A 23178-nucleotide genomic window follows, 5' to 3' on the forward strand; every position below is an offset into this window, starting at 1 on the left:
ACGATGTGCTTTACATGTAACGCCATGGAAACAATAAAAGGTGGAAAAAATGGATAAATTTTTAGAAGCAGCCATGCAAGAAGCCCAAAAAGGTTTGGATGAGGGTGGAATACCAATAGGTTCTGTTTTGGTCATAGATGGGAAAATCGTAGGGCGAGGGCACAACCAAAGGGTTCAAAAAGGCAGTGCGGTCTTGCATGCGGAGATGGACTGTTTGGAAAATGCAGGACGCTTGAGTGCTGTGGATTATCAAAGAGCAACCTTGTATTCTACCTTATCACCGTGTGATATGTGCAGTGGTGCGATTTTGCTTTATGGCATACCAAAAGTAGTGATTGGGGAAAACCAAACATTTTGCGGACCTGAAGCGTATGTACGCTCACGAGGCGTAGATGTGAGCGTACTTAACGAGCCAAAATGTCGTGAACTGATGGAAGCATTTATCCAAAAGCATCCCCAACTTTGGAATGAAGATATTGGTGTATAAAACCAAAAAAGGAACTCATCCTTATCCAAAAGCCTTAGCCTTTTAAAAGACTAAGGCTTGAGTGCATGAAAGTAACTGGGGTATGAAAAAACCTCTTCCCAATTGTTTTTCAATAAAGCCTCTTTGTAGCCACTGTTCAATTTCATGGACGTAAGGTGTGTTATCCCTGTTTTTTCAAACCATGATGGGTGTGCTCCTGCTGAAAAACCAGCCAAAATGCGAATAGAATCTTTTGGGCTTAATGCAAGGAGTGCATCAAGCGTTGAGCCAATCAGTGTTGCGCCCGTGATGATAGCAATGGGTGCGGTTTGTATCGCTTCGTACTCAAAAATATCGCTGTAAATTGCTTCGGCATAGTGTTGTTTTTGGCGACAAAAAACAATTGGCTTTCGTCCATGCTCTTTGAGTTTGGCAACCACAGGGGCTAAATTCCCCACAAACACAACTTCATCGCCCACTTTTGTGAAATCTAAAATTTTCTCGACCAATACGGAGCGTGTTCCATTTTCGCAAAATTCAAACGCCTTTTTTGACTCTATGGCGTGTTGTCCAAGAGCATTGATGAGGGCTAAAGCAAACGCTCGTTGCAGTGGATGAAATGCTTTTGAATATTCAAAAATATCTTCAATATTTGTGCCTTGCAATGCCCCAAAGTTTCCCTCTCCATGCGGAACCAATGTTACACCTAAAGCTTTTCGCTCTTCGTTGGAAACCCTTACATAAATCATCGTCGCACTAACCCCAAAATCATCAATTTTTACACTGTTTTGTACAGCATAGGCTCTTGCATGTTCTGTTAATGTTTGTAAAATAGTCATCTTATCTCTCCTTAATTCTTAGGTTATTATAGTAAATTAAATCTAACTGGAAGCACTATTTCTACCGATGCATTGCTAGGTGGAAACTCTTTTGAAGCGGTGGTGATGAGTTCAAAAATATATTCATTTAAAAGGGAATGTTTAGAAGGTTTAATAATTTTTAACTCAGATAAACCGTATGGTGACCATAAAAAAGAGACGATAATCTCACCCTCCATTCCTTCACGTTGAGCCCGTTTTGGGTAGCGCTTGTGGTGGGCAATGGCTGCTTGTATAGCGGTGTATAGCGTAACTTCCGTACTCTTTTCAGCCTTTACATGTAACGCTTCTGGTGTTGTGCTAAGAAGTTGGGTTGATACGTCCGTTTGAGCTGGTTTTGGGGCTGTTTGTGTTGTTCTAGGTTGCAAGATACGCTGAGGTTTTGTACGAGGTTTTGGAGCTACTTTAGGCTCGATGGTTGTTGGTGAGGTTTGAGGTTTTTGGGATACTGCTTGTGGCGAAGAAGGCGGTGGGGCAATGTGAATGGTTTGAATATCCAAAGCCAGTGAGTGTGGCTTGCTTTGCATGGTTTTTGTGGGTAGGTGTATCTGATGTAAAAGAGCAAAAAGGCTTACATGTAAAAAAAGTGAGAGGGCAAAAAAGGAGCAAAAACGCATCTTATTTTTTCTGTACCACAATATTTATATGCGGATGATGGATGCGTTTCAGCGCATCCACCACCTCGATGAAAACACCAAAAGTAGCTTTGGTATCGGCTTTTAAAATGAGTTCATCTTCTTTTGAAAGTGTGTTCAAGTTTTCATACAATGCTTCCAACGCTAAAGGTTTCTCATCCCAGTAAAGCAGACCCTGTGCGTCAATGACCACCTCATGCGAGCGCTTTTGTGTCAGCGCTTCGTTGGTATCGGTTTTTGGAATATCCAAAACCAAAGAGCGATGTGCCATAAAGGTTGAGACACTTAACACAATGGTGAGTAAAACCAGCATAATATCAATGAAGGGGATAATATTCATCCCCTCAGGACGCTTAAGCCGCATGTTGATGTGCTTTCCAATGCCCCATCAAGACATCGCATTTACGTAAACACGCACTATACGCCATTAAAGAGGGGATGGCGACAACAAGCCCCAAAGCGGTTGCTTTAAGTGCCAAAGAGAGTCCTATCAAAATCACATTGCTCTCTATCTCGCCTGCTTGTCCCATGTCATAAAAGGTGATCATAATGCCAACAACCGTTCCTAAAAGCCCAATATACGGAGCATTTGAGCTGATGATGGAGAGTGCTGTGAGGTTTTTGGTAAGGTCATTTTCCAGTATTTCCATCACCGTATACGTCGTGACATTGATACGGCGATAAAAAAACCATCGCTCAAGCGCATAGGTAAGCGCTAAAAGGCTCATCAGCCCCAAAATACCAAAAATAGCATAATCAACAATGAGTTTTATCTCTTCCATCTTTTTCACCCCTTAAAATTTGAGTCCAACGCTGAGCATGACAGAGCGTGGAGCGCCTTGGCTGTAAGTGGTTGTACCTGTTTCATAATCACTCGCATTAATCACAGAGATGTACTCTTTATTAAAAATATTATCCAGTTCAAGGCTAACTTTCAGGGTCGATTTTTCGTAGAAATTTTTCTGTGTGTAGATGGCTTTAAAATCCGCCAACCATGCTTCTTCGACCTTTTCGGTGTTGGTGGCATTGCCATAGCGCTCACCTAAAAAGCGAACCATGGGCACCAATTCAAAATTGCCTATTTTATAGATTATGCCACTGCGTGCCATCCATTTTGGGGTATCGACCAACTGTTTCCCTTTGGTTTTCATCCCGATAATATCTTCATCATACGTAAAATCTGTATACGTTGGGTTGATAAAAAGAGTGGTGCTGTCGTTCATAAAAAAATTAATCTCCGTCTCAATTCCATAGCTGGTCGCTTTGCCCACATTTTGTTGGTAACTGAGCGTTGCATCTAAGGGATTGATGATGGTGGTTAAAAGGTTTTTATGTTTACCATAAAAAAGTGTCGGTGCAATTTCTAGCATCTCGCCTTTAAAGCGCACACCCACATCAAAATTGTGAGACTCTTCAATACCATACCCATCAAATAGATCTTGCGCATTCATGCCAATCGCTTGAAATTTCGCACGATTGTTCTGATAATAATTCACAAGAGGCATGTAGGAATAGGGTCGAATAAAGTTTTTGCCATAATTGGCATAGGCTTGCCATGAGGCATCCACATCGTATGACACACCTAGTGTTGGAAGCCAAAGGGCATGACTCTTAGCTTCCCTGTCCAAATCAGGTGTACGAATCAAATCATACGCAGGGGCTGCTCCACTGCGATAGCCCAGTGATTTAGAATCCTCAAAACGAAAATACTTTAAGCCCGCTTGCCAATGAAAATCCCCCTCATCACCTGAAATTTTCGCATAGGGACTGTGAATATACGTATCGCCCGTGGTCGCCACAACGCCCATACCTGCATACGCCCCTGCGGTGGTGTAGTTTTTGGTAGAAATATCCATAGCAGAGCTTTCGTAGTGATACCCCAACGCCATTTTAAAGTGCTCTAATTTTGCATCGACTTCACTAATCATGCCATAACGTTCAATGTCACGAACACGCTCTTGAATCCGCCCGCCACCGCTGGTAACTCCTTGTGAAATGACGCTATCTTCAAGAGCATAGTAGGGCTTAAAAATCAGCTCAAAGGTATCATCAATCTCGTAATTGATCACAGCGAAAAGGTCATCGTTTTTATAGCTCCCTTTGTTGTTTTTGTAGTAGTAAATATCCTGAGCAGGAACACCTGTGAGATTGCTGTTGTAGTCATTTTTATAGTTACGGCTTAAATTGCCACCAGAAATTTGAGCGTAACTAAGAGGTCGGTAAAGGTACTGTTCTTGGTCGTTGTGGTTGTACCAAAGTTTTAGGGTTGCCTTATCGCCTAAGGGTTGAACTAACGAGACATTGCCATTGATTCTAGGGCCTAACTCTCCTTCCCCTCGCCATTTATCTGCTTGCGCATAGGAGAGTGCGCCTGAAAAACGTGTGCCACTTTCATTGATCGTGCCACTGTCCATCCTGAAGTAACTTTTGGTATAGTCATGACTTCCTAGACTTTGGGCTACTTCAAACCCAAACTCTTTTTGCGCCCATTTAGGATGCAAGGTAATGGCTCCTCCACGAGAACCAACCCCCGCTCCAATATCAGAGGGAACGCCACCTTTGTACACCGATACAGAGTCCATATTTTCCATATCATACAGATAATCCCGTGGGCCTATGGGGTTGCCACCATAGTTAGGAATGCCCTCAACACTCAAAGCCCCCATAGAGCTTCTCACCCCTCGCATACGCACACTGCTTTGCTCTACCGCCAGTCCACTGCTATCCACATTTTCAACATTGACCCCAGGTAAAACACTGATGGCTTCATACACACTCGTACTCGCTTTCACCCCTTGAAGCTCAATCCCTTTAGAGGTGACTTCACTGCCTGTATAAACGCTTTCATTGGCTTGTTTGGTAGGGGTGATGAGTTTTTCAGCCTCAATGCTTACCGCTTCAAGGGTTTGCGCTGAGGCAAAATTAGAGCAGAGCAGGGATGCGGCAACACAGGAGAAAAGGCATTTTTTTTGGTGAATTGAGAACATTAATTTCCTTTTAGTATTTTTAAATCATACGAAATTAAATAAAATATTATATAAATTAATGTTTATTATTTATTAAATTTAAGTAATACTTTGGCGTTCATTTTTGTTTTATGATAAAACAAGCTCTCTGCGTATCTTTGTCGATGGGAAAGAAGAGGTTAAAGTAGAAGCCAATAAGCTAGATATTCGGTGTCAGTCGTATATTGAAATGATTATTGTACAAGGGTTAAAAGGGCGAATGGCGAATGGCTAAAAGTTAAAAGTTAAAAGTTAAAAGTTAAAAGTTAAAAGTTAAAAGTTAAAAGTTAAAAGTTAAAAGTTAAAAGTTAAAAGTTAAAAGTTTAGCTCTGCCCCCCTAAATTTCTAAATTTGAGATGAATAGGTTCATAAAGCTAGATAAAAAAAGGTAGCTTGAAATGAAAAAATTCTTAAGATTTAAGGGAGGTGAAAGGTGGAAACCATCCCCATTAATTCCAAGGTTTTGTTAGGTTTTAAATATTGGCAGAACTAAACCGCTTACAATTGCCACAACGAGGGGAGCGTTAGAAATTCTGTGTCAATCAGGTAGTATTTCAAATACACAAGGATTGAACGATGGAATTTCAGATAGACACAGAGGCAATATTACAGCACATACGTGAGGGCAAAGCCCTTGGAGGGAAAGATGGAGCACTGGCTCCTCTTATTAAACAACTAACAGAAGCAGCACTTCAAGCAGAGATAGAATCGCACCTTACCCAAGATTTGCAAAAGAATCGTAAAAATGGATTTAGCTCTAAAACAATGAAGAGTGAAGTAGGTAACTTCGAACTCGATGTTCCAAGAGATCGAACTGGTAGATTCGAGCCTCAAATCGTGAAGAAAAATCAAACCCATATGTCGGATCAAATAGAGCAAAAGATACTCTCACTCTATGCCCTTGGCAACAGTTATAGCCAAATAGTTGACCTTATTGAAGAAATATACGGTGTAGGCTTCTCTAAAGCCACCATAAGCGCCGTAACCGATAAAATCCTACCCATGTTACAAGAGTGGCGCGTTCGCCCCTTGGAAGAGCTGTATCCCTTTATATTCTTAGATGCCATTCACTATAAAGTGAAAGATGAAGGCAAATATATTTCCAAAGCATTTTATACCGTGCTTGGTGTTAAAACCGATGGTAAAAAAGAGATATTAGGTCTTTATTTAGGTGAAAGTGAAGGAGCAAAGTTCTGGTTACAAGTGCTCACAGATCTGCAAAACCGTGGAGTGAAAGATATATTGATTGCCTCAGTCGATGGACTTAAAGGATTTCCTGAAGCGATTAACTCAGTATTTCCCAATACAGAAGTTCAGCTGTGTATCGTCCATCAAATACGCAATTCCCTCAGGTTTATAGGCTCAATCAATCAAAAGCAATTTGCTAGTGAACTTAAAGCAGTCTATCAAGCATTTTCCAAAGAAGAAGCTGAAAATGAACTGGATAAACTGGAAGAAAAATGGGGTAAAAAATACCCTATTGTTTTTCAATCATGGCGCAACAAATGGGATAACCTCTCACTGTATTTTCAGTACCCTGAAGATATTAGACGTGTTATTTATACCACCAATATTATTGAATCCGTTCATCGCCAGTTTAGAACATTGACAAAGACTAAAGGGGCTTTTCCAAATGATGATAGCTTACTCAAACTTCTTTTTATGGGTATTAAAAATGCAGAAAAAAAATGGACAATGCCTATACGAAATTGGAGTCTAACCCTCTCACAACTCTCAATTTATTTCGAGGGTAGACTCAACAAGGCTTTAAATTTATGATACAATTTTAGGAACTACTTGGTGCTGACACAGATTTTTGAACACTCCCACAACGAGTGCTATTACTGAAATAATAAAAGTCCATTTTTCATATGAAAATGTTCTATCATTTTTACCAGACAAACTAATCCAGACATATGGAAATATTTTTTGGAAAAAAATCAAGATTGATATAACTACAAGAGTTACAGTCATAGCAAACCAAAATATACCTTCAATACTTTTATCGGGAGTGTTCAAAAATCTGTGTCAGCACCAAGTAGCTCCTAAAATTGTATCATAAATTTAAAGCCTTGTTGAGTCTGCCCTCAAAATAAATTGAGAGTTGTGAGAGGGTTAGACTCCAATTTCGTATAGGCATTGTCCATTTTTTTTCTGCATTTTTGATTCCCATAAACAATAATTTGAGTAAGCTATCATCATTTGGAAAAGCCCCTTTAGTCTTTGTGAGGGTTCTAAATTGGCGATGAACGGATTCAATAATATTGGTGGTATAAATAACACGTCTAATATCTTCTGGATACTGAAAGTACACTGAGAGATTCTCCCATTTGTTACGCCAAGATTGAAAAACAATAGGGTATTTTTTACCCCATTTTTCTTCCAGTTTATCCAGTTCATTTTCAGCTTCTTCTTTGGAAAATGCTTGATAGACTGCTTTAAGTTCACTAGCAAATTGCTTTTGATTGATTGAGCCTATAAACCTGAGGGAATTGCGTATTTGATGGACGATACACAGCTGAACTTCTGTATTGGGAAATACTGAAGTGATGGCTTCAGGAAATCCTTTAAGTCCATCGACTGAGGCAATCAATATATCTTTCACTCCACGGTTTTGCAGATCTGTGAGCACTTGTAACCAGAACTTTGCTCCTTCACTTTCACCTAAATAAAGACCGAGTATCTCTTTTTTACCATCGGTTCTAACACCTAGTACGGTATAAAAGGCTTTAGAGATATAACGTCCTTCATCTTTGACTTTATAGTGAATGGCATCTAAAAATATAAAGGGATAGAGCTCTTCCAAGGGACGAACTCGCCATTCTTGTAGCATGGGTAGGATTTTATCGGTTACTGCACTTATCGTGGCTTTAGAGAAGCCCACTCCATAAATCTCTTCTATATGATCTGCTATTTGGCTATAACTGTTGCCAAGGGCATAGAGTGAGAGTATCTTTTGTTCTATTTGATCTGACATATGGGTCTGATTTTTCTTTACAATTTGAGGCTCGAATGTGCCTGCTCTATCTCGTGGGACATCCAGTTCAAAACTGCCTACTTCACTCTTCATTGTTTTAGAGCTACTGCCATTTTTACGGTTTTTTACTAAATCCTGTGTGAGATGGGATTCTATCTCTGCTTGAAGCGCTGCTTCTGTCAGTTGTTTAATCAATGGAGCCAGTGCTCCATCTTTCCCACCAAGGGCTTTACCCTCACGAATCTGTTGTAATATTGCCTCTGTGTCTATCTGAAATTCCATCGTTCAATCCTTGTGTCTTTGAAATACTACCTGATTGACACAGAATTTCTAACGCTCCCCTTTTATCACTTTTTATCAAGTCTATTGAATGTTGAAAGCTAGTAATTACTGCAATAGGAGATAAAAAAAGTGAAAACCTTTGAATTGGTGAATACCAAGGTCTTTTGGCTTTAAAGAATTTTCTTAACTTTGAGTTGGTTCCTAAGAACCATGTCTCATTTTTTGAGTGTAATTGGTAACTTATATTATTGTGGTTAAAGCTTACTGATAAACCTGATACAATATTCCGTTCCTTCCATACGAGAATTTTAAGGCTCATATAGTCTGTAGGAGGAATATCCGAAATCAAATTTAATGATTCAATATCAGTTATTTTTATACTTTCTTCATTGTTTTTATATTCGATTTCTATATTTTTTTCTTCGTTGGACTGAATTTCAATTAGTGCACACAATTCTAATATATCCTCTCGATACATTAGAACAGGTTTTACTGACACATTATTTCTATATTCTTTTTCCATGTTTCCTCTTAAGATAAAACTTAACTATTTATTCAACGAACATTATATATCAATCAGTCTGTTATTCTTAGATAAACGAACATAAAAAATGTTCGTTTATTGAATTAAAATGCTTTAAAATGCGATTTTTTTCACCGTTTTATAGTCAAAAGCACTAAAATTTTTCTAATATCAATGTACATTTAAAAATATATTTGGCGTTATTTGAACATAGTGTCGTTTAATCGGAAGAAAAAAGTGTTAAATGGTCATTGTGTCGTTTAATGTTTAGGCGTTTATAATGAAAATATAGAAAGTGAAAGGCTACTTTTTTATCTGCCACAACCCCATAGAATTCTTGCACATAACGTTACATCTCTCTTTTACATGTAACCTAAAAATCCTTAAAAAATTAAAATTTCTAAACTAAATTATTGACTTAAGTCATAGATTGGATTTTTGCTAAGTGATAGAATCTCCTCGTAACTCAAATCAGGAGGTATCGATATGTCGCTTTCAAGAAGAGACTTTCTAAAAACAACTGCCGCTGCTAGTGCTGCGGCTGCGGTGGGTATTGGTGTACCCGCTGAGCTTAAGGCTGCTGGTGAGCAAGCGGAAGCTAATTGGCGATGGGACAAATCTGTGTGCCGTTTCTGTGGTACCGGTTGTGGTATTATGGTGGCGACCAAAGAGGGTAAAATTGTCGCTGTCAAAGGTGATCCAGCCGCTCCCGTCAATCGTGGACTTAACTGTATCAAAGGCTATTTTAACGCCAAAATTATGTACGGTGCGGACAGATTAAAACAACCCCTTCTTCGTATGAACGATAAAGGTGAGTTTGACAAAAAAGGTCAGTTTAAACCTGTTTCATGGAAGCGTGCGTTTGATGAGATGGAAAAACACATCAAAGCAGCACTTAAAGTGGGTGGGCCAGAGGCGATTGGTGTGTTTGGTTCAGGTCAGTACACCATTCAAGAAGGGTATGCGGCTGCTAAGATGATGAAGGCTGGTTTTCGTGCCAACGGAATTGATCCTAATGCACGTCACTGTATGGCTTCAGCGGTTGCAGGCTTTATGCAAACCTTTGGTATTGATGAGCCAGCAGGGTGTTATGATGATATTGAAATTACCGATACTATCATTACATGGGGCGCTAATATGGCAGAGATGCACCCGATTTTATGGTCACGTGTGAGTGATAGAAAACTTACCTCACCTGATCGTGTCAAAATCGTTAACCTCTCAACCTATACCCACCGCTGTTCTGACCTTGCGGACCTTGAAATCATCTTCTCTCCAAGTACCGATTTGGCAATTTGGAACTATATCGCTCGTGAGATTGTCTACAATCATCCAGAAGCGATTGATTGGGATTTTGTTAAGAAAAATACCATTTTTACAACAGGTTTTGCGAACATTGGTTATGGTATGCGAACCGAGGCTGAGGCTAAAAAATTAGGCTATTCTGCAAAAGAACTTGAAGTCATTAAAAAAGAAGATGCCAAAGTCATTTCTGAAAAAGAAGCTCCAGGTCTTGCACACTTAGGTGTCAAAGCAGGCGATGTTATGAAAATGGACAAAGCAGATGCAGCTGGTGCACATTGGGAAATTAGCTTTGAAGATTTCAAAAAAGCTTTAGAGCCTTATACGCTGGAGTATGTCGCAAAGATTTCTAAAGGTAATCCCGATGAAAAACTAGAAGATTTCAAAGTTAAACTTCAAGAACTTGCCAATCTTTATATTGAAAAAAATAGAAAAGTCGTTAGTTTCTGGACAATGGGCTTTAACCAGCACCAAAGAGGCACATGGGTTAATGAGCAGTCCTACATGGTTCACTTCCTTTTAGGCAAACAAGCCAAACCAGGTGATGGAGCGTTTTCTCTTACAGGACAGCCAAGTGCATGTGGAACTGCACGTGAAGTAGGTACCTTTACACACCGACTCCCCGCAGATATGGATGTTTCCATTCCCAAACATAGAGAAGTGAGTGAAAAAATTTGGAAGCTACCTGCTGGCACACTCAACCCAATGGGTTACCAACACATTATGAACATTCACCGTCAAATTGAGAGTGGAAAAATCAAATTTGCATGGGTAAACGTCTGTAATCCTTACCAAGATACTGCCAATGCCAATCACTGGATTAAAGCAGCACGAGAGCTCGATAACTTTATTGTTTGTTCCGATGCGTATCCTGGGATTTCTGCCAAAGTATCTGACCTTATTCTTCCCTCAGCAATGATTTATGAAAAATGGGGCTCTTACGGTAATGCCGAGCGAAGAACACAACACTGGAGACAGCAAGTCTTACCTGTTGGCGATGCGATGAGCGATACATGGCAGTGGGTTGAACTTTCAAAACGCTTTACGATTAAAGACGTGTGGGGTGAGCAACCGATTAAAGGTGGCAAGTTACCAAACGTCATTGAAGCGGCAAAAGCAATGGGCTACAAAGAGACTGACACCATGTATGATGTTCTTTTTGCCACACCATTTGCAAAACAATTTAAAGCAGATGATGCCATTGGTAAAGGGTTCGATAACAGTGAAGTCTTTGGTGATGCTCGAAAAGTCATGGGCAGTGATGGCAAAGAGTGGACGGGTTATGGCTTCTTTATTCAAAAATCGATTTGGGAAGAGTACCGTCAGTTTGGATTAGGACATGGACATGACCTTGCAGACTTTGATACGTATCATAAAGTAAGAGGTTTAAAATGGCCTGTTGTGGATGGTAAAGAGACCCAATGGCGTTTTAATGCAAAATACGACCCGTATGCTGCAAAAGCAGGCAATGGTGATTTTGCTTTCTATGGTGATTTTGCAAAAGCCCTTAAAAAAGGTAACTTAGTAAAACCAACCACAGAAGAGACTTATTCACTTAAAAATAAAGCAAAAATCTTCTTTAGACCGTACATGGATCCATGTGAAATGCCAGATCGTGAGTACGATACATGGCTATGTACAGGACGTGTGTTAGAGCACTGGCATAGTGGTACGATGACCATGAGGGTACCTGAACTTTACCGTGCCGTTCCTGAAGCGCTTTGCTACATGCACCCAGAAGATGCAAAAGCAAAAGGGTTTAAACAAGGCGATATGATTTGGTTAGAGAGTCGTCGAGGTTCATGTAAAGCCCGTGTTGAAACCAGAGGACGTAATAGAACGCCTCGTGGATTGGTGTTTGTTCCATGGTTTGATGAGAAGGTTATGATTAATAAAGTCTGCCTTGATGCAACGTGCCCGATTTCAAAACAGACCGATTATAAAAAATGTGCTGTTAAGCTCTATAAAGCCTAATAGATACGTTATTAATGCGTGATATAAAGGAGCGTTTGTGAGCAATCATGAAACACAACACATCACAGCCAGACGAAAGTTCTTGACACTAATGGCACAAAGCGTTGGATTTTCTGCACTGGGGGGTATGGTATGGAGTGGGTATATCGCTGAAGCAAAAGCAACCCCACTGATTCTTCGCCCACCAGCAGCTGTTGGTGAGATGGATTTTTTACGTTTATGTATTAAGTGTGGGCAATGTGTGGAAGCGTGTCCTTACGATACGCTTAGCCTTGCCAAACCTGGTGATAATAAACCTTTAGGAACGCCATTTTTTACACCCAGAAACATTCCGTGTTATATGTGTACGGATATTCCTTGTGTGCCTGTGTGTCCCACAGGAGCACTTGAAAAGAGTCGTGTTTCTCGTGTTATAGAAGGGGTGAATGAGCTTGATATTACCAAAGCTCGTATGGGGTTAGCTGTGGTGGATGTTGAATCGTGTATTGCTTTTTGGGGAATTCAATGCGATGCGTGTTATAGAGCCTGTCCTGTGATGGATAGTGCAATTGTTTTAGAGTATCGCCGTAATGAGCGTACGGGAAAACATGCGTATTTGGTTCCTATCGTCAACAGCACCATGTGTACAGGATGTGGTCTTTGTGAACATGCCTGTGTCACAGAAAAAGCGGCGATTCATGTGTTGCCTTTAGAGATTGCTAAGGGGGCTATTGGAGGGCATTACATTAAAGGTTGGGATACCTCAGATGAAAAACGCTTAGAGACACAAAGTTCAGATGTAACAACACGCACAAAGCGCAGTGAAAAAAGCGCTCAAGATTATCTCAATGCGGACGAGGAGGTGTTCAAATGAAAACATGGATTCGAACGCATCGGTTTACGCTTGCAAGACGTGTGGTGCAACTAAGCATTTTGAGCCTTTATGTGGCAGCGAATGCTTATGGCTTTATGTTCTTAAGTGGAAATCTAAGCTCTTCTTTGGTGATGGGAACACTGCCTTTGGCTGATCCGTTTGCGATTCTTCAAATGTTCGCAGCAGGTGCGCTGGTCGGCATTGATGTTCTTTTAGGCGCTTTAGTGATTTTGCTTTTTTATATGGTTGTTGGCGGACGTGCGTTTTGCTCATGGGTTTGTCCTATGAATATTATTACTGATGCTGCGAATTGGACACGAAAATTTTTCTTACTCGATAAAAGTGTTGAACGAAAAATTTGGCTCAGTCGCAATGTGCGTTACTATGTCTTAGCCTTGAGCTTGATACTCTCATTTGTGATGGGTGTGAGTGCTTTTGAGCTGGTAAGTCCCATAGGAATGCTTCATCGTGGTATTATTTTTGGTATGGGCATGGGTGGCGCAGCGTTACTTTGTATCTTTTTATTTGATCTGTTTGCCATAAAGCATGGCTGGTGCGGGCATATCTGTCCTTTGGGAGGCTTTTACTCTCTGGTTGGGCGCTTGAGTTTGGTACGTGTTAAACACGACCATACCGTATGTACTTCATGTATGAAATGTAAAGAAGTATGTCCTGAGAAGCATGTATTGGGCATTGTTTCAAAAAGCAGTGGAACGATTGTCTCAGGAGAGTGTACCAATTGTGGCAGATGTGTTGAGGTGTGTGAGAGTCATGCGCTCTTTTTTGGTGTAAGAAATTACATTAACACAAATGTAGGAGAAAAGAATGATGAGTAGAAAAACATTAATATTAGCCTCTTTATTAGGTATTTTAGTTGCCTCAGGATGTGCCGTGTCACAATCGTATAAAGAGGAAGAGTTAGGGCTTAGAAAGGTGGACCTATACAGTGAAAAAACAGTAGTAGCTGAATCAACAGCCTACTCAAGTGTCGCTGCAGGTGAGTCTAAAGTATTTGAGCGCTCTTTTGAAAATGCTCCTCCAATGATTCCTCATGATGTTGAGGGTATGTTGGATATGACAAAAGAGAGTAATGCGTGTACAGGGTGTCACCTTCCAGAAGTGGCAGAAGCAGTGAATGCTACACCGATTCCAAAATCGCATTTCTTTGATATGCGTACACAAAAAGTTTTAACAGAGATGAGTCAAGCTCGTTATAACTGTAATGCATGCCATGCACCGCAATCGAACAATCAGCCTTTGGTCAAAAATGAGTTTGAACCAGAGTATCGTTCCAAAGAGGGTGTGGCACGCTCAAACCTTCTTGATACCCTTAATGAGGGCGTGAAGTAGTCATGCAAGAGCGTGGCAGAAGAGAGGTCTTTACCTCTCTTTTTGGTAAGAAGGACGCAGAAAAACATCGTGCAACATCTTCTTTTACATGTAAGGATTCAGAGGGCTTACATGTAAAAGCTAAAATTGATATATTAGCCTGTATGGCATGGCACCATAATATGTGTCAGAGTTGTTTGGATGCATGTGATGTAAGAGCTATTTCGTTTTTAGGGCTGTTTCGTCCACACATCAATGAGGCACTGTGCAATGGATGCGATAGGTGCACAAAGCTGTGTCCTAGTAATGCAATACACTTGTATCAAAAGGAGGAGTCATGAAGTATTTTGGTGCTTTCTTTCTTTTTATAGGAGCCCTTTTTGGAGCAGAACTTGCACCCTTTTACACCATAGAAGCCAGTGGTATTGTCTACCAGATTGAGATTAAAGGGGATGAACTTTTAGCAGGGACGAGTGCAGGGAGTATTGATGTGTATCACCTTAAAAATGCTTCGCTTCAAAACAGAATTCTTTTTCCCAAAATAAAAGATTTTACAGGCGATGAGGTTGCTCCTAAGATTTTCTCAGTCGATAAATTTGAAAACCACTATTTGGCAGTAGTACAAGCGAGCAGTGGCGCAAGAGAGCTTTACGTCGTTGAAGAGGGTAAGCCTCGAGTGTTGATTGATTCTAAGGCAAATATGATGATTGCCAAAGCAAAATTTGTCGATAAAAATCGCATTTTAGTGGCACTTTTGAGTAATGAGCTCATCTTATGGGATAGTGCAAAAAATAAAGCTTTGTATCAAACGCAACTCAACCCTTCTCATTTTAGTGATTTTGCACTCAATGAGAGTCGAAGTATGGTGGCGAGTTCGGGTGAATCGGGTGAAATTACCATTAATGATGTTAATAGCGGTAAAATGATTAAGGTACTTAAAGGCGCAAATGTTGATAATGTCTATAAGGTAGACTTTAAACAAGAGAAAATTTTGTGTGCGGGACAAGATAGACGAGGGGTGATTTACACCTTAAGTGATGCTTCTCATATACGTTTTGATGCCCCCTTTTTAATTTATGCAGGAGCTATTTCTCCTTCTCTTACGTATGCAGCGTTTGCGTTTAATCAGGAAAATGACATTGTTCTTTTTAACCTTGCGACTAAAAGCAAAACGCACACTCTAAAAGGGCAGAAAAGTACGTTAAATACCATTCTTTTTGCCTCAGAAAAAGAGCTAGTCAGTTCTAGCGATGATAAATTTATTATGATTTGGAGACTCCCATGAATATATCCAGCATTGTTGTACAAGCAAAACCTTTACATGTAAAAGCCTTGATTGAACTTTTTGATGCCAGTGACTTTTGTGATTATCATTTTAGCGATGAAAATACAGGAAAAATTGTACTCACCATTGAGGGTGAAAACATCGATGAAGAGATGAAAAAACTCAAAAAAATCGAAGCCACACCGCATGTCATTAGTGCCACGATGATGATGGCATACAGTGAAGATGAACTAGACTTAGAGAGAGAAAAGCTCCAAAATGCCGATGCTGTGCCTTCTGTTTTGAATGATGAAAACGTCAAAATTGAAGATATTGTCTACCGAGGCGACCTTAAAAAGAAGATACATTAAGCGCATAAGGACTGAAATAACATTTGATTGTTTAAGATAATTTTTCCAGTAGCATTTTAGGTGCAGTGAATGCTAGATTTTGATACAGTGGTGCAGGGTTGATAAAGGCTATTTCCATTTCATAGATTTGCATCAAGTCTTTTGATGAAACAATACTTTTGAGTGCTTTTTTGAAACCATCAAGATGGTCGTATGAAAAAGCTTCGCACCTCAGAGCCTCTTCAATAAAGGAAGGGTGTTTAGAAATGCCTAGGGCTATATCAAAAATATCACGGGTATTGCCTTTTTCCCCTCTAAAACGTATCTTTTTAGCAAGAATTTCCTCTACACTTTCGATGTAAATATTTTGAAATCCCCACAACTCTGTGCAAACACAAGGTGCTTTAGTGCGTGGTGATGTTTCAAAAAATTGTATTTTTTCAGTTGAGCTTAGATGGATTTCTACATAATGCCCAGGAAATCGAATGTCATAGTTTACATGTAACGATGCAAAATAGGTACGTATGTCATTCAAAGTATTCGCATTGTTGATAAATATATCAATATCCGTTGAATAACGATGCTCCCAATAATAGGCACTCAGTGCCGTACCACCACCCAAACTAGCCTCTTTGTCAATGCCAATGGATTTTAGTGCATCAAGAGTGAGTCCTAACATATGCGCTTGTTTGGAAAAGTCATACATGTGCTATCTCGTGTGTTAATATCTCTTCAAATGAAGAAAAGGCATCAAGCTTTGCAAAGGGTGAGCCATGAAAAAGGTGCAAGAATGCTTTTTGTGTTGTAATTTTATGAGCATAAAACTCTTGGAGGAGTTCGTAGGTATCTACTTCTCGTACCACTTTCGCAAAAGCAACACGTTCCCTCATGGTAAGTTTGGCGTAACTTTTTTTAGAAAAGAGTTTAAAGATTTCATCATTTTTGAACTGTTCTTCCTCTTTGATATTGCGATTGAGCCGTGTTAAAAGAGAAGCAGGAATGCTTTGCGTTATGGCTTGAAGGGCACGTTTTGTATCTGTGTTTTTGATCAGCAGGTACAGCTTATGTTTTGCGTGTTGAGGTTTACTCCACTCCTTAAGGGTACTTCTAGGGATATTTAACAGCCTAAAGGCTTCAGTTTCTTGCATAAAAGCCTCCTGTTTTTTTGAAATTATAGCCGAATATAGGCTATATATCAAGTAGGAAAACTTAGGGATAAAGAATAAAAGAAGATACATTAAGCGCATAAGCGGTACAATACCCCTAAAAAATTAAAGGGTATTTATGGGTTTAGGTGTTGGTATTGTAGGGCTTCCAAACGTAGGAAAGTCCACCACGTTTAATGCGCTCACCAAAGCGCAAAATGCAGAATCTGCGAATTATCCGTTTTGTACGATTGAACCAAATAAAGCAGTTGTTCCTGTTCCAGATGCAAGACTTGACGAGCTTGCAAAAATTGTCAATCCTGAGCGTATTCAGCACTCCACGGTTGATTTTGTGGATATTGCAGGTTTGGTAAAGGGTGCGAGTGCAGGAGAGGGTCTTGGCAATCAGTTTCTCTCTAACATCCGTGAAGTTGAAGTCATTTTGCATATGGTGCGTTGTTTTGAAGATGAAAACATTACTCACGTTGAAAACAGCATTAATCCCCTTCGTGACATTGAAATTATCGAGAGTGAGCTTATTTTTGCAGACGTGCAACAACTCGATAAAAAACTAGACCGCCTCAAACGTCAGGCTAAACTTGAAAAGGGTGCGCAAGCCCTAGCAGAAGTTGCCACAGAACTACGTGCGCATTTAGATGAAATCAAGCCTGTGAGCACTTTTGCTAAAAAAGACGATGAAAATTTTCAAGCTTTAGATAAAGAGCTACGTTTTCTCTCCAATAAAACCATCATTTACGGTGCCAATGTCGATGAAGCAGGACTGTTAGAAGAGAATGAACACGTCAAAGCACTCAAAGCGCATGCTAAAGTGGTCGGTGCGGATGTGGTGGTTTTGTGCGCCAAAGTGGAAGAAGAGATGGTCGCCCTTGAAGAGGAAGAGGCGGAGGAGTTTTTAAAGGAGCTTGGCATTGAAGAATCTGGCTTAAAACAGATTATTCGCTTAGCGTTTGAAAAACTAGGACTGGCTTCTTATTTTACAGCAGGCATCAAAGAGGTGCGTGCATGGACAATTGTCAAAGGTTGGAAAGCGCCAAAAGCCGCTTCTGTGATTCACAACGACTTTGAAAAAGGCTTTATTCGAGCAGAGGTCATTGGCTATGATGATTTTATTGCTTACAAAGGTGAGGCAGGCTCAAAAGAAGCAGGTAAAATGCGCTTAGAGGGCAAAGAATACGTCGTTCAAGATGGCGATGTAATGCACTTTAGATTTAACGTTTAATGAATATTTGAAGTTTACATGTACAATGCTTACATGTAAACTTTTTTTGGAGTGCGTGTGATGAAATGGATACTCAGCCTTTTGTGTTCGGCGCTCATGCTTTATGCCTCAGAGCGGTATTACAGTGTTGAAGAGTTAGATGTTCGTGAAGATGGACTATTGCTTGAGTCAAAAACCAAAAAACCTGCCAATGGTGTGGGACAATTTTTTTACGAATCAGGACAAGTCAAAAGCCAAACCCCTTTTAAAAATGGTTTACGAGAGGGCATGGGAAAAACCTTTTACGAATCAGGACGCCTTCGTAGCGAAACCCCTTTTGTAAACGATAAAATTGAGGGTTTAAAGAGAGAATATTACGAATCGGGTGTGGTTCAAACGGAAATTTATTTTAAAAATGACGAAGCCAACGGTCTTGCAAAGTTCTACTACCCCTCAGGTACCTTGCAAGGAGAAACCCCTTTTTCAAAAAACAAAGCCAATGGCATTGCCAAGCTCTACAGCCCTAGCGGAAAGTTGATGCGTAGCATTGAATTTAAAGAGGGCGAAGTGCTCAAGGGGCTTGATTATGATGCCAAAGGCAATAAAAAAGAGCTCAGCATTGAAGCCTTGAGTGAAGCGACAAAGTAGCTTCACTCTTTTTTATTAGGGTTCTTACAGAACTCTTAACACGCCTTTAAAGCAAAGCTCTAAAGGCTACGCTAACGCTGAGTTTTCCTCGGCGGAATGCCCACGCACCTTTGGTGCTTTTCCTTCTTGCAAAATGAGTTTTGCAAGAAGTCTAGTTACTCTCCGCTTTCACACTCTCCATAAAATGCCATAATGCCATACTCAAGATTGAGGACGGTTTTAAAGCCCATGTGTTTTAAAATCCGTTGGCAATACGCACTTCGGCTTCCACTGTAGCAGTACAAAATAAGCGGTGTTTCTTCTTTGCCATTCAATTGGGAGAGGGCGTTGTGAAAGCTTGTTGTTGGAATAAGCACATCGGTTCCTTTGATACGGTTTCCTACCCACTCCATCCACTCTCTGGTATCGACCAGAAGAAAATTCACACTTCCTTGACCCCTAGCTTCCAATAACGCTTCGAGTTCATCGCCATCGAGTTGCTCTTTTTTCATTAAGAGCGCACACTCTTCTTGGCTTAAGCCTCGTGCGTGGGTGTGAGCGACTTCTTCAACATTTTCTTCTTGCGCAAGCTCTTTGGCATGTTCAGGGGTGCAAAAAATGGTACAGTGGCATTTTCCTTCGTTAGGAATCTCCTCTGTGAGTGCGGGGGTACAGGGGCAGAGACGATTTCCTGCTTTGATTTGTTCCTCTTTGGTTGCGCCAATGACCATAAAACAGGGGCAGTAGCGTTTGCCATAAATGAGTTTATTGCGGGTTAATCCTTGCTGAATAGACTCTTTAACATCATCTAAAGGCGTGTAGGCAAAGCCAAATTGTGCACACACTTTGTCGGTAAATGCTTCTGTTTTCTCTAATTCTGCCATAAATTCAGGTGAATTCATATCTATTTTAGTTATCAATGCCATTCCTTTTAATTATTTTTTTATGGCGTATTATAGGAAGTTTGCATTGCAGAGAAATTAAAAAAAGGCTTTACATGTAAAGCCTTAAGAAAAGAGAAACAAGGTTCATTGAAAGGGTTACTTTTTTTTAATTTACTTTTATGGTATTGTTTTGCCCTCATGATACTACAGTTTTATGGAGAGTTAAAATATGCGACGTTTAGAATTTAGTTGTGAAGAGAAAACGCTTCGTGATGAGATACTCCAATCGTGTGAGTATGGTATTCTCTCTTTGAGCGTAGATAATCTGCCTTATGGTGTGCCTCTTAATTTTGTCTGGCACAAGGAAGCCCTTTACTATCACGGAGCGGATGAAGGTCGAAAAGTAGAGCTCATCCATGCCAATGCTAACGCTTCCTTTAGCGTTGTTAAACCTTTGTCGCTCATCCCTTCTCACTTTAGTAACACACGTTCTGCCTGTCCTGCTACGCAATTTTTCCTTTCTCTTATTTTAGAGGGTAAAATTGAATGGGTACCCTGCATGGATGAAAAAGCAGAAGCGCTCAATGCACTGATGCAAAAGCTCCAACCTGAGGGTGGCTACGATATGATTGATGCCAAAAATGCAATGTATCAAAAAATGCTCTCAACGCTTGGTGTGTATAAACTCATGCCATCTGCCATTTCGTTCAAACTGAAAGCAGGGCAAAACCTCTCAGAAGAGCGTAAAAAAGTGTTGATAGAAAAGCTTCTTGAGCGAGGAACGAAGCTCGATGAGCTCACCATTAAGATGATAAAGCGTTACATGTAAAGATTTGTGAGCGTTGAAAAAAGCTCACGAATCTTTTAATCCGTCCAAACGATACCCCACTTCTTTAATGGTTTTAATAGCCCCCTCAGGCAGTTTGGAGCGTAAGCGTTTCACCAGTGCTCGAATATTAAAAATAGTGGTCTCTTCCCCTTGCCAAACGTATTCATCAATCTCGAAAAAAGGAACGGTTCGGGTGGTGTCTTTGATGAATAAATCTAAAAAAAGATACTCTTTTCTACCTAGAAAAATCTCCTCTTTTTGGGGATTGAAGAGGCGTTGGTTTTTAAAATCATAGATATATCCTTGCCATAATTCAATGGTTGAACTCTCAACGTGACACAGTTTTTTAATTTTATGCACCAGCTCGTAAATAAAAAAAGGTTTTTTCAAGTAGTCATTACAGCCTATCTCATAGGAGGTTTGAATCTTTTCCAAATCGTGATTGGAGCTGATGATAATGACAGGGACTTCTTTATTGAACAGACGAATGGACTCTAAAATGCTAATACCATCAAGGGAAGGGACGTTGATGTCGATGATAAAACAGTGGTATCCTTTGTTAATCTCTTCAAGTGCCCTCTCCCCATCGTTAAAGACTCTCACATCATACCCGTGTTGGGTGAGTACATCGCTAATCACATCGCACAGCGATGCATTGTCTTCAAGGAGTAAAAGTTTCATACCACGTTTCCTAAGGTAATGCTAAAGCGTGCCCCCATTGGGGTATTGTCTGCTTTGATGGTTCCATTCATTTTATTTTCCAAAATAATTTTTGACATATAAAGACCAATACCATGCCCATGCTCTTTAGTGGTGTAGTACGCATCAAAAATATAAGGCAGTTTTTCCTCAGGTATGCCTCCTGCGTTATCACTGATTTCGATAATAACAGTGTGCGCATGGTTGTAAACCACAATAGCAATTAAGCCTCGTTTGATTTTTTTGGCCTCTCTTTGATGCACAATTTGCTCTTTAGCGTTATTGACAATGTTGAGCAGGGTTTGCATAAACTCATTTTTATAGCCCAGCACGCTTAAATTGGTTGCATGGCTAATATCGATGGTAACATCAATATAGTTGTATTTAATCGTATGCGAAATAATGCCCATCATGGTCTCAATCGCCTCATTGACATCAAAAACCGTTTTGGTCGTGGAGGGCATAATAAAGGCTTGAAAACTGTTGATGGTATCGGTCATGTAGCGTACTTGTACCATAATGTCATGGATGTATTTATCGTTTTTTTCATCAAAGGCACTGCCTACACTAAAGGCGTGTTTTTGCACCAAAGCGGTGATCTCAACGAGTGGATTTTTCCACTGATGGGCAATGGAGGAAAAAATATCCCCAATTTCAGCCAGTTTAGATTGTTGGATGATGAATTGTTGATGTTTGTTCTTTTGAAGTTCACTTTCACGGTACTTTTTCTCATCTTTAATACGCATGTAAATGTTGTGAATCAGCGCTAAAATAAGCAAAATGAGTAGGGGTAAAATGAGTAAAATGGCATCCACATATTTTTTATGTTTGTCTAAAAAGCGCACAGGCGTGTTGACAAAACGCAAAGATTGTGTGAGCAAAAAAGGCTCTAGTTTGAATTTGTTGATTTTTTCATGGTTAAAAATGTATTCGTGGTTTTTATCGGTGATGATTTTATTGGAAGCGGTGGGATTGCGTAGAATGTCTCGTGCTAAATTGCCCGTGGTTTCTCCTAATTTGTAGGTTAAAATGGACTTGCCACCCACAATACCTCGGGTGATAAAAAAAGAGTCCGTGGCAAAGACAGGAATTTCAAACAGATCAATCGTATAAGCGATTTTATAATTTTTATAAAATTGGTCGTAATTGCCCCCGTAAAAAGGGATAAACAAAATGGTTTCATCGGGCGTAAAGATAGAAAACTTCTCTCTCATCTCTTGCAGGCTCAAATCCCCAATGTACTCAACCTCGCAGTTTAAACGCATGGCATCAAGGGTGTTTTTGATGGAAATATTGGTTTTATCTTCTGGATTTTTTTCGTTTAAAATATAGAGCTTTTTGAGGGAAGGGATCATGGTTAAAATAATATTAACATTATCCTCAATCGCTCTTTCTTTAATGACCCCTGAAATTTTATTGGCAAGTCCTTGTTTGAGCGCATCTTCGTAGGAAAAAAACTCCATACTGGAAAATAAAATACGCTCGTTCACAAAAAAGTCATAGTAGTGGTGCAGTAAAAAAGTATAGGCATGTTTGTCCACAGGAATAATCAAATCATAATGGGTATGTTTGAGTTTGATCTCTAAAAGATTGCGAAGCGTGGTGTAATCCTCTTTGCTTTTGGCTGCTTTCCCACTCATATAGATAACATCCGCATCCATGTCAGACTTTGCTAAAACATCTTTGATGCCTAGGATAATATCATTGCTCCATTTAAAATTTTTAGGATACGAGTCAATAATGAGCACACGTTTTTCCTCCTGCGCCATCAGAGTATGACTAAAAAATAAGAAGAGATAAAAAGCATAGAAAAAAGCGTAATGTCGCATCAAAAACCTTAAGAACATAATAAACAATATAACGCAATTTTAGTGACTCTGGGTTGAATCTTTGCATAAAAACAACCCGATCAAGCAGGTAAATTCTTTTTACATGTA

25 protein-coding genes are annotated in these 23178 nt (G+C 39.9%); 13 read left to right on the forward strand and 12 right to left on the reverse strand.

The window, feature by feature from the left end; genetic code table 11:
* The first annotated feature begins 49 nt into the window (after positions 1-49).
* Positions 50-487 carry a nucleoside deaminase gene (locus tag SULBA_RS03900; RefSeq protein WP_014768970.1) on the forward strand — a complete coding sequence of 146 codons (438 nt, stop codon included), beginning with the start codon at positions 50-52 and terminating at the stop codon, positions 485-487.
* Positions 488-537: 50 nt separating this feature from the next.
* Here SULBA_RS03900 and SULBA_RS03905 read toward each other — a convergent pair whose 3' ends face one another.
* Genes SULBA_RS03905 through SULBA_RS03925 form a run of 5 tightly spaced genes read right to left on the reverse strand, consistent with a single transcriptional unit; the run spans position 538 to position 4966 of the window.
* The gene (locus SULBA_RS03905) at positions 538-1305 is read right to left on the reverse strand and encodes a Rossmann-like domain-containing protein (protein WP_014768971.1); all 768 of its coding nucleotides are present in this window, start codon (positions 1303-1305) and stop codon (positions 538-540) included.
* Positions 1306-1331: 26 nt separating this feature from the next.
* On the reverse strand, positions 1332-1961 hold the full coding sequence (locus tag SULBA_RS03910) for an energy transducer TonB (protein WP_014768972.1): 630 nt from the start codon (positions 1959-1961) through the stop codon (positions 1332-1334).
* A gap of 1 nt (position 1962) precedes the next feature.
* Positions 1963-2319 (reverse strand): ExbD/TolR family protein, encoded by a 357-nt coding sequence (locus tag SULBA_RS03915; protein ID WP_172634068.1) that lies wholly within the window; start codon positions 2317-2319, stop codon positions 1963-1965.
* Positions 2320-2332: 13 nt separating this feature from the next.
* Entirely contained in the window at positions 2333-2761 is a 429-nt protein-coding gene (gene exbB, locus SULBA_RS03920; protein ID WP_014768974.1) for a TonB-system energizer ExbB, read from the reverse strand.
* A gap of 12 nt (positions 2762-2773) precedes the next feature.
* Positions 2774-4966 carry a TonB-dependent receptor gene (locus SULBA_RS03925; RefSeq protein ID WP_014768975.1) on the reverse strand — a complete coding sequence of 731 codons (2193 nt, stop codon included), beginning with the start codon at positions 4964-4966 and terminating at the stop codon, positions 2774-2776.
* A gap of 103 nt (positions 4967-5069) precedes the next feature.
* On the opposite strand from SULBA_RS03925, the gene SULBA_RS12920 reads away from it, so the two are divergent.
* On the forward strand, positions 5070-5219 hold the full coding sequence (locus SULBA_RS12920) for a hypothetical protein (protein WP_156790511.1): 150 nt from the start codon (positions 5070-5072) through the stop codon (positions 5217-5219).
* A gap of 341 nt (positions 5220-5560) precedes the next feature.
* The gene (locus SULBA_RS03930; protein ID WP_014768976.1) at positions 5561-6763 is read left to right on the forward strand and encodes an IS256 family transposase; all 1203 of its coding nucleotides are present in this window, start codon (positions 5561-5563) and stop codon (positions 6761-6763) included.
* Positions 6764-7040: 277 nt separating this feature from the next.
* Here SULBA_RS03930 and SULBA_RS03940 read toward each other — a convergent pair whose 3' ends face one another.
* On the reverse strand, positions 7041-8243 hold the full coding sequence (locus SULBA_RS03940) for an IS256 family transposase (protein ID WP_014768977.1): 1203 nt from the start codon (positions 8241-8243) through the stop codon (positions 7041-7043).
* On the reverse strand, positions 8197-8766 hold the full coding sequence (locus SULBA_RS03945) for a hypothetical protein (RefSeq protein WP_014768978.1): 570 nt from the start codon (positions 8764-8766) through the stop codon (positions 8197-8199). Before SULBA_RS03945 ends, SULBA_RS03940 begins: the two co-directional genes overlap by 47 nt.
* Positions 8767-9252: 486 nt before the next feature.
* Here SULBA_RS03945 and napA point away from each other — a divergent pair, with 486 nt between their 5' ends.
* Genes napA through SULBA_RS03980 form a run of 7 tightly spaced genes read left to right on the forward strand, consistent with a single transcriptional unit; the run spans position 9253 to position 15859 of the window.
* Positions 9253-12042 (forward strand): nitrate reductase catalytic subunit NapA, encoded by a 2790-nt coding sequence (napA, locus tag SULBA_RS03950; RefSeq protein WP_014768979.1) that lies wholly within the window; start codon positions 9253-9255, stop codon positions 12040-12042.
* A gap of 37 nt (positions 12043-12079) precedes the next feature.
* Complete coding sequence (napG, locus tag SULBA_RS03955) at positions 12080-12895, forward strand: ferredoxin-type protein NapG (protein ID WP_014768980.1); 816 nt, start codon at positions 12080-12082, stop codon at positions 12893-12895.
* Complete coding sequence (gene napH, locus SULBA_RS03960; protein ID WP_014768981.1) at positions 12892-13731, forward strand: quinol dehydrogenase ferredoxin subunit NapH; 840 nt, start codon at positions 12892-12894, stop codon at positions 13729-13731. The genes napG and napH overlap by 4 nt, the downstream gene beginning before the upstream one ends.
* Positions 13721-14245: a nitrate reductase cytochrome c-type subunit gene (locus SULBA_RS03965; protein ID WP_014768982.1), complete on the forward strand. Its 525-nt coding sequence runs from the start codon at positions 13721-13723 to the stop codon at positions 14243-14245. Before napH ends, SULBA_RS03965 begins: the two co-directional genes overlap by 11 nt.
* 2 nt (positions 14246-14247) lie before the next feature.
* Positions 14248-14565, forward strand: coding sequence for a 4Fe-4S binding protein (locus SULBA_RS03970; protein ID WP_050985272.1), 318 nt, complete (start codon positions 14248-14250; stop codon positions 14563-14565).
* On the forward strand, positions 14562-15509 hold the full coding sequence (locus tag SULBA_RS03975) for a WD40 repeat domain-containing protein (protein ID WP_014768983.1): 948 nt from the start codon (positions 14562-14564) through the stop codon (positions 15507-15509). Before SULBA_RS03970 ends, SULBA_RS03975 begins: the two co-directional genes overlap by 4 nt.
* Entirely contained in the window at positions 15506-15859 is a 354-nt protein-coding gene (locus SULBA_RS03980; protein ID WP_014768984.1) for a chaperone NapD, read from the forward strand. The genes SULBA_RS03975 and SULBA_RS03980 overlap by 4 nt, the downstream gene beginning before the upstream one ends.
* Before the next feature lie 31 nt (positions 15860-15890).
* On the opposite strand, the gene SULBA_RS03985 is transcribed toward SULBA_RS03980, so the two are convergent.
* Together SULBA_RS03985 and SULBA_RS03990 are read right to left on the reverse strand one after the other, a co-directional pair.
* Positions 15891-16544 (reverse strand): nucleotidyl transferase AbiEii/AbiGii toxin family protein, encoded by a 654-nt coding sequence (locus SULBA_RS03985; protein ID WP_014768985.1) that lies wholly within the window; start codon positions 16542-16544, stop codon positions 15891-15893.
* A complete protein-coding gene (locus SULBA_RS03990; RefSeq protein WP_014768986.1) occupies positions 16537-16986 on the reverse strand; it encodes a hypothetical protein in 450 nt (149 codons plus the stop codon). Before SULBA_RS03990 ends, SULBA_RS03985 begins: the two co-directional genes overlap by 8 nt.
* A 136-nt stretch (positions 16987-17122) precedes the next feature.
* On the opposite strand from SULBA_RS03990, the gene ychF reads away from it, so the two are divergent.
* Entirely contained in the window at positions 17123-18223 is a 1101-nt protein-coding gene (gene ychF / locus SULBA_RS03995) for a redox-regulated ATPase YchF (RefSeq protein WP_014768987.1), read from the forward strand.
* A 60-nt stretch (positions 18224-18283) separates the two neighbouring features.
* A complete protein-coding gene (locus SULBA_RS04000; RefSeq protein WP_014768988.1) occupies positions 18284-18850 on the forward strand; it encodes a toxin-antitoxin system YwqK family antitoxin in 567 nt (188 codons plus the stop codon).
* A gap of 155 nt (positions 18851-19005) precedes the next feature.
* Here SULBA_RS04000 and SULBA_RS04005 read toward each other — a convergent pair whose 3' ends face one another.
* Positions 19006-19749 (reverse strand): ferredoxin-thioredoxin reductase catalytic domain-containing protein, encoded by a 744-nt coding sequence (locus SULBA_RS04005; protein WP_014768989.1) that lies wholly within the window; start codon positions 19747-19749, stop codon positions 19006-19008.
* 193 nt (positions 19750-19942) lie between these two features.
* Between SULBA_RS04005 and SULBA_RS04010 the strand changes: the two genes are divergently transcribed.
* Complete coding sequence (locus SULBA_RS04010) at positions 19943-20542, forward strand: pyridoxamine 5'-phosphate oxidase family protein (protein WP_014768990.1); 600 nt, start codon at positions 19943-19945, stop codon at positions 20540-20542.
* A 24-nt stretch (positions 20543-20566) separates the two neighbouring features.
* Here the strand turns inward: SULBA_RS04010 and SULBA_RS04015 are convergent, their stop codons facing one another.
* Positions 20567-21223 (reverse strand): response regulator transcription factor, encoded by a 657-nt coding sequence (locus tag SULBA_RS04015; protein WP_014768991.1) that lies wholly within the window; start codon positions 21221-21223, stop codon positions 20567-20569.
* Positions 21220-23070: a sensor histidine kinase gene (locus tag SULBA_RS04020; RefSeq protein ID WP_014768992.1), complete on the reverse strand. Its 1851-nt coding sequence runs from the start codon at positions 23068-23070 to the stop codon at positions 21220-21222. The genes SULBA_RS04015 and SULBA_RS04020 overlap by 4 nt, the downstream gene beginning before the upstream one ends.
* Positions 23071-23178: the final 108 nt, after the last annotated feature.

Source organism: Sulfurospirillum barnesii SES-3 (assembly GCF_000265295.1).
GTDB classification, from domain to species: Bacteria; Campylobacterota; Campylobacteria; order Campylobacterales; family Sulfurospirillaceae; genus Sulfurospirillum; species Sulfurospirillum barnesii.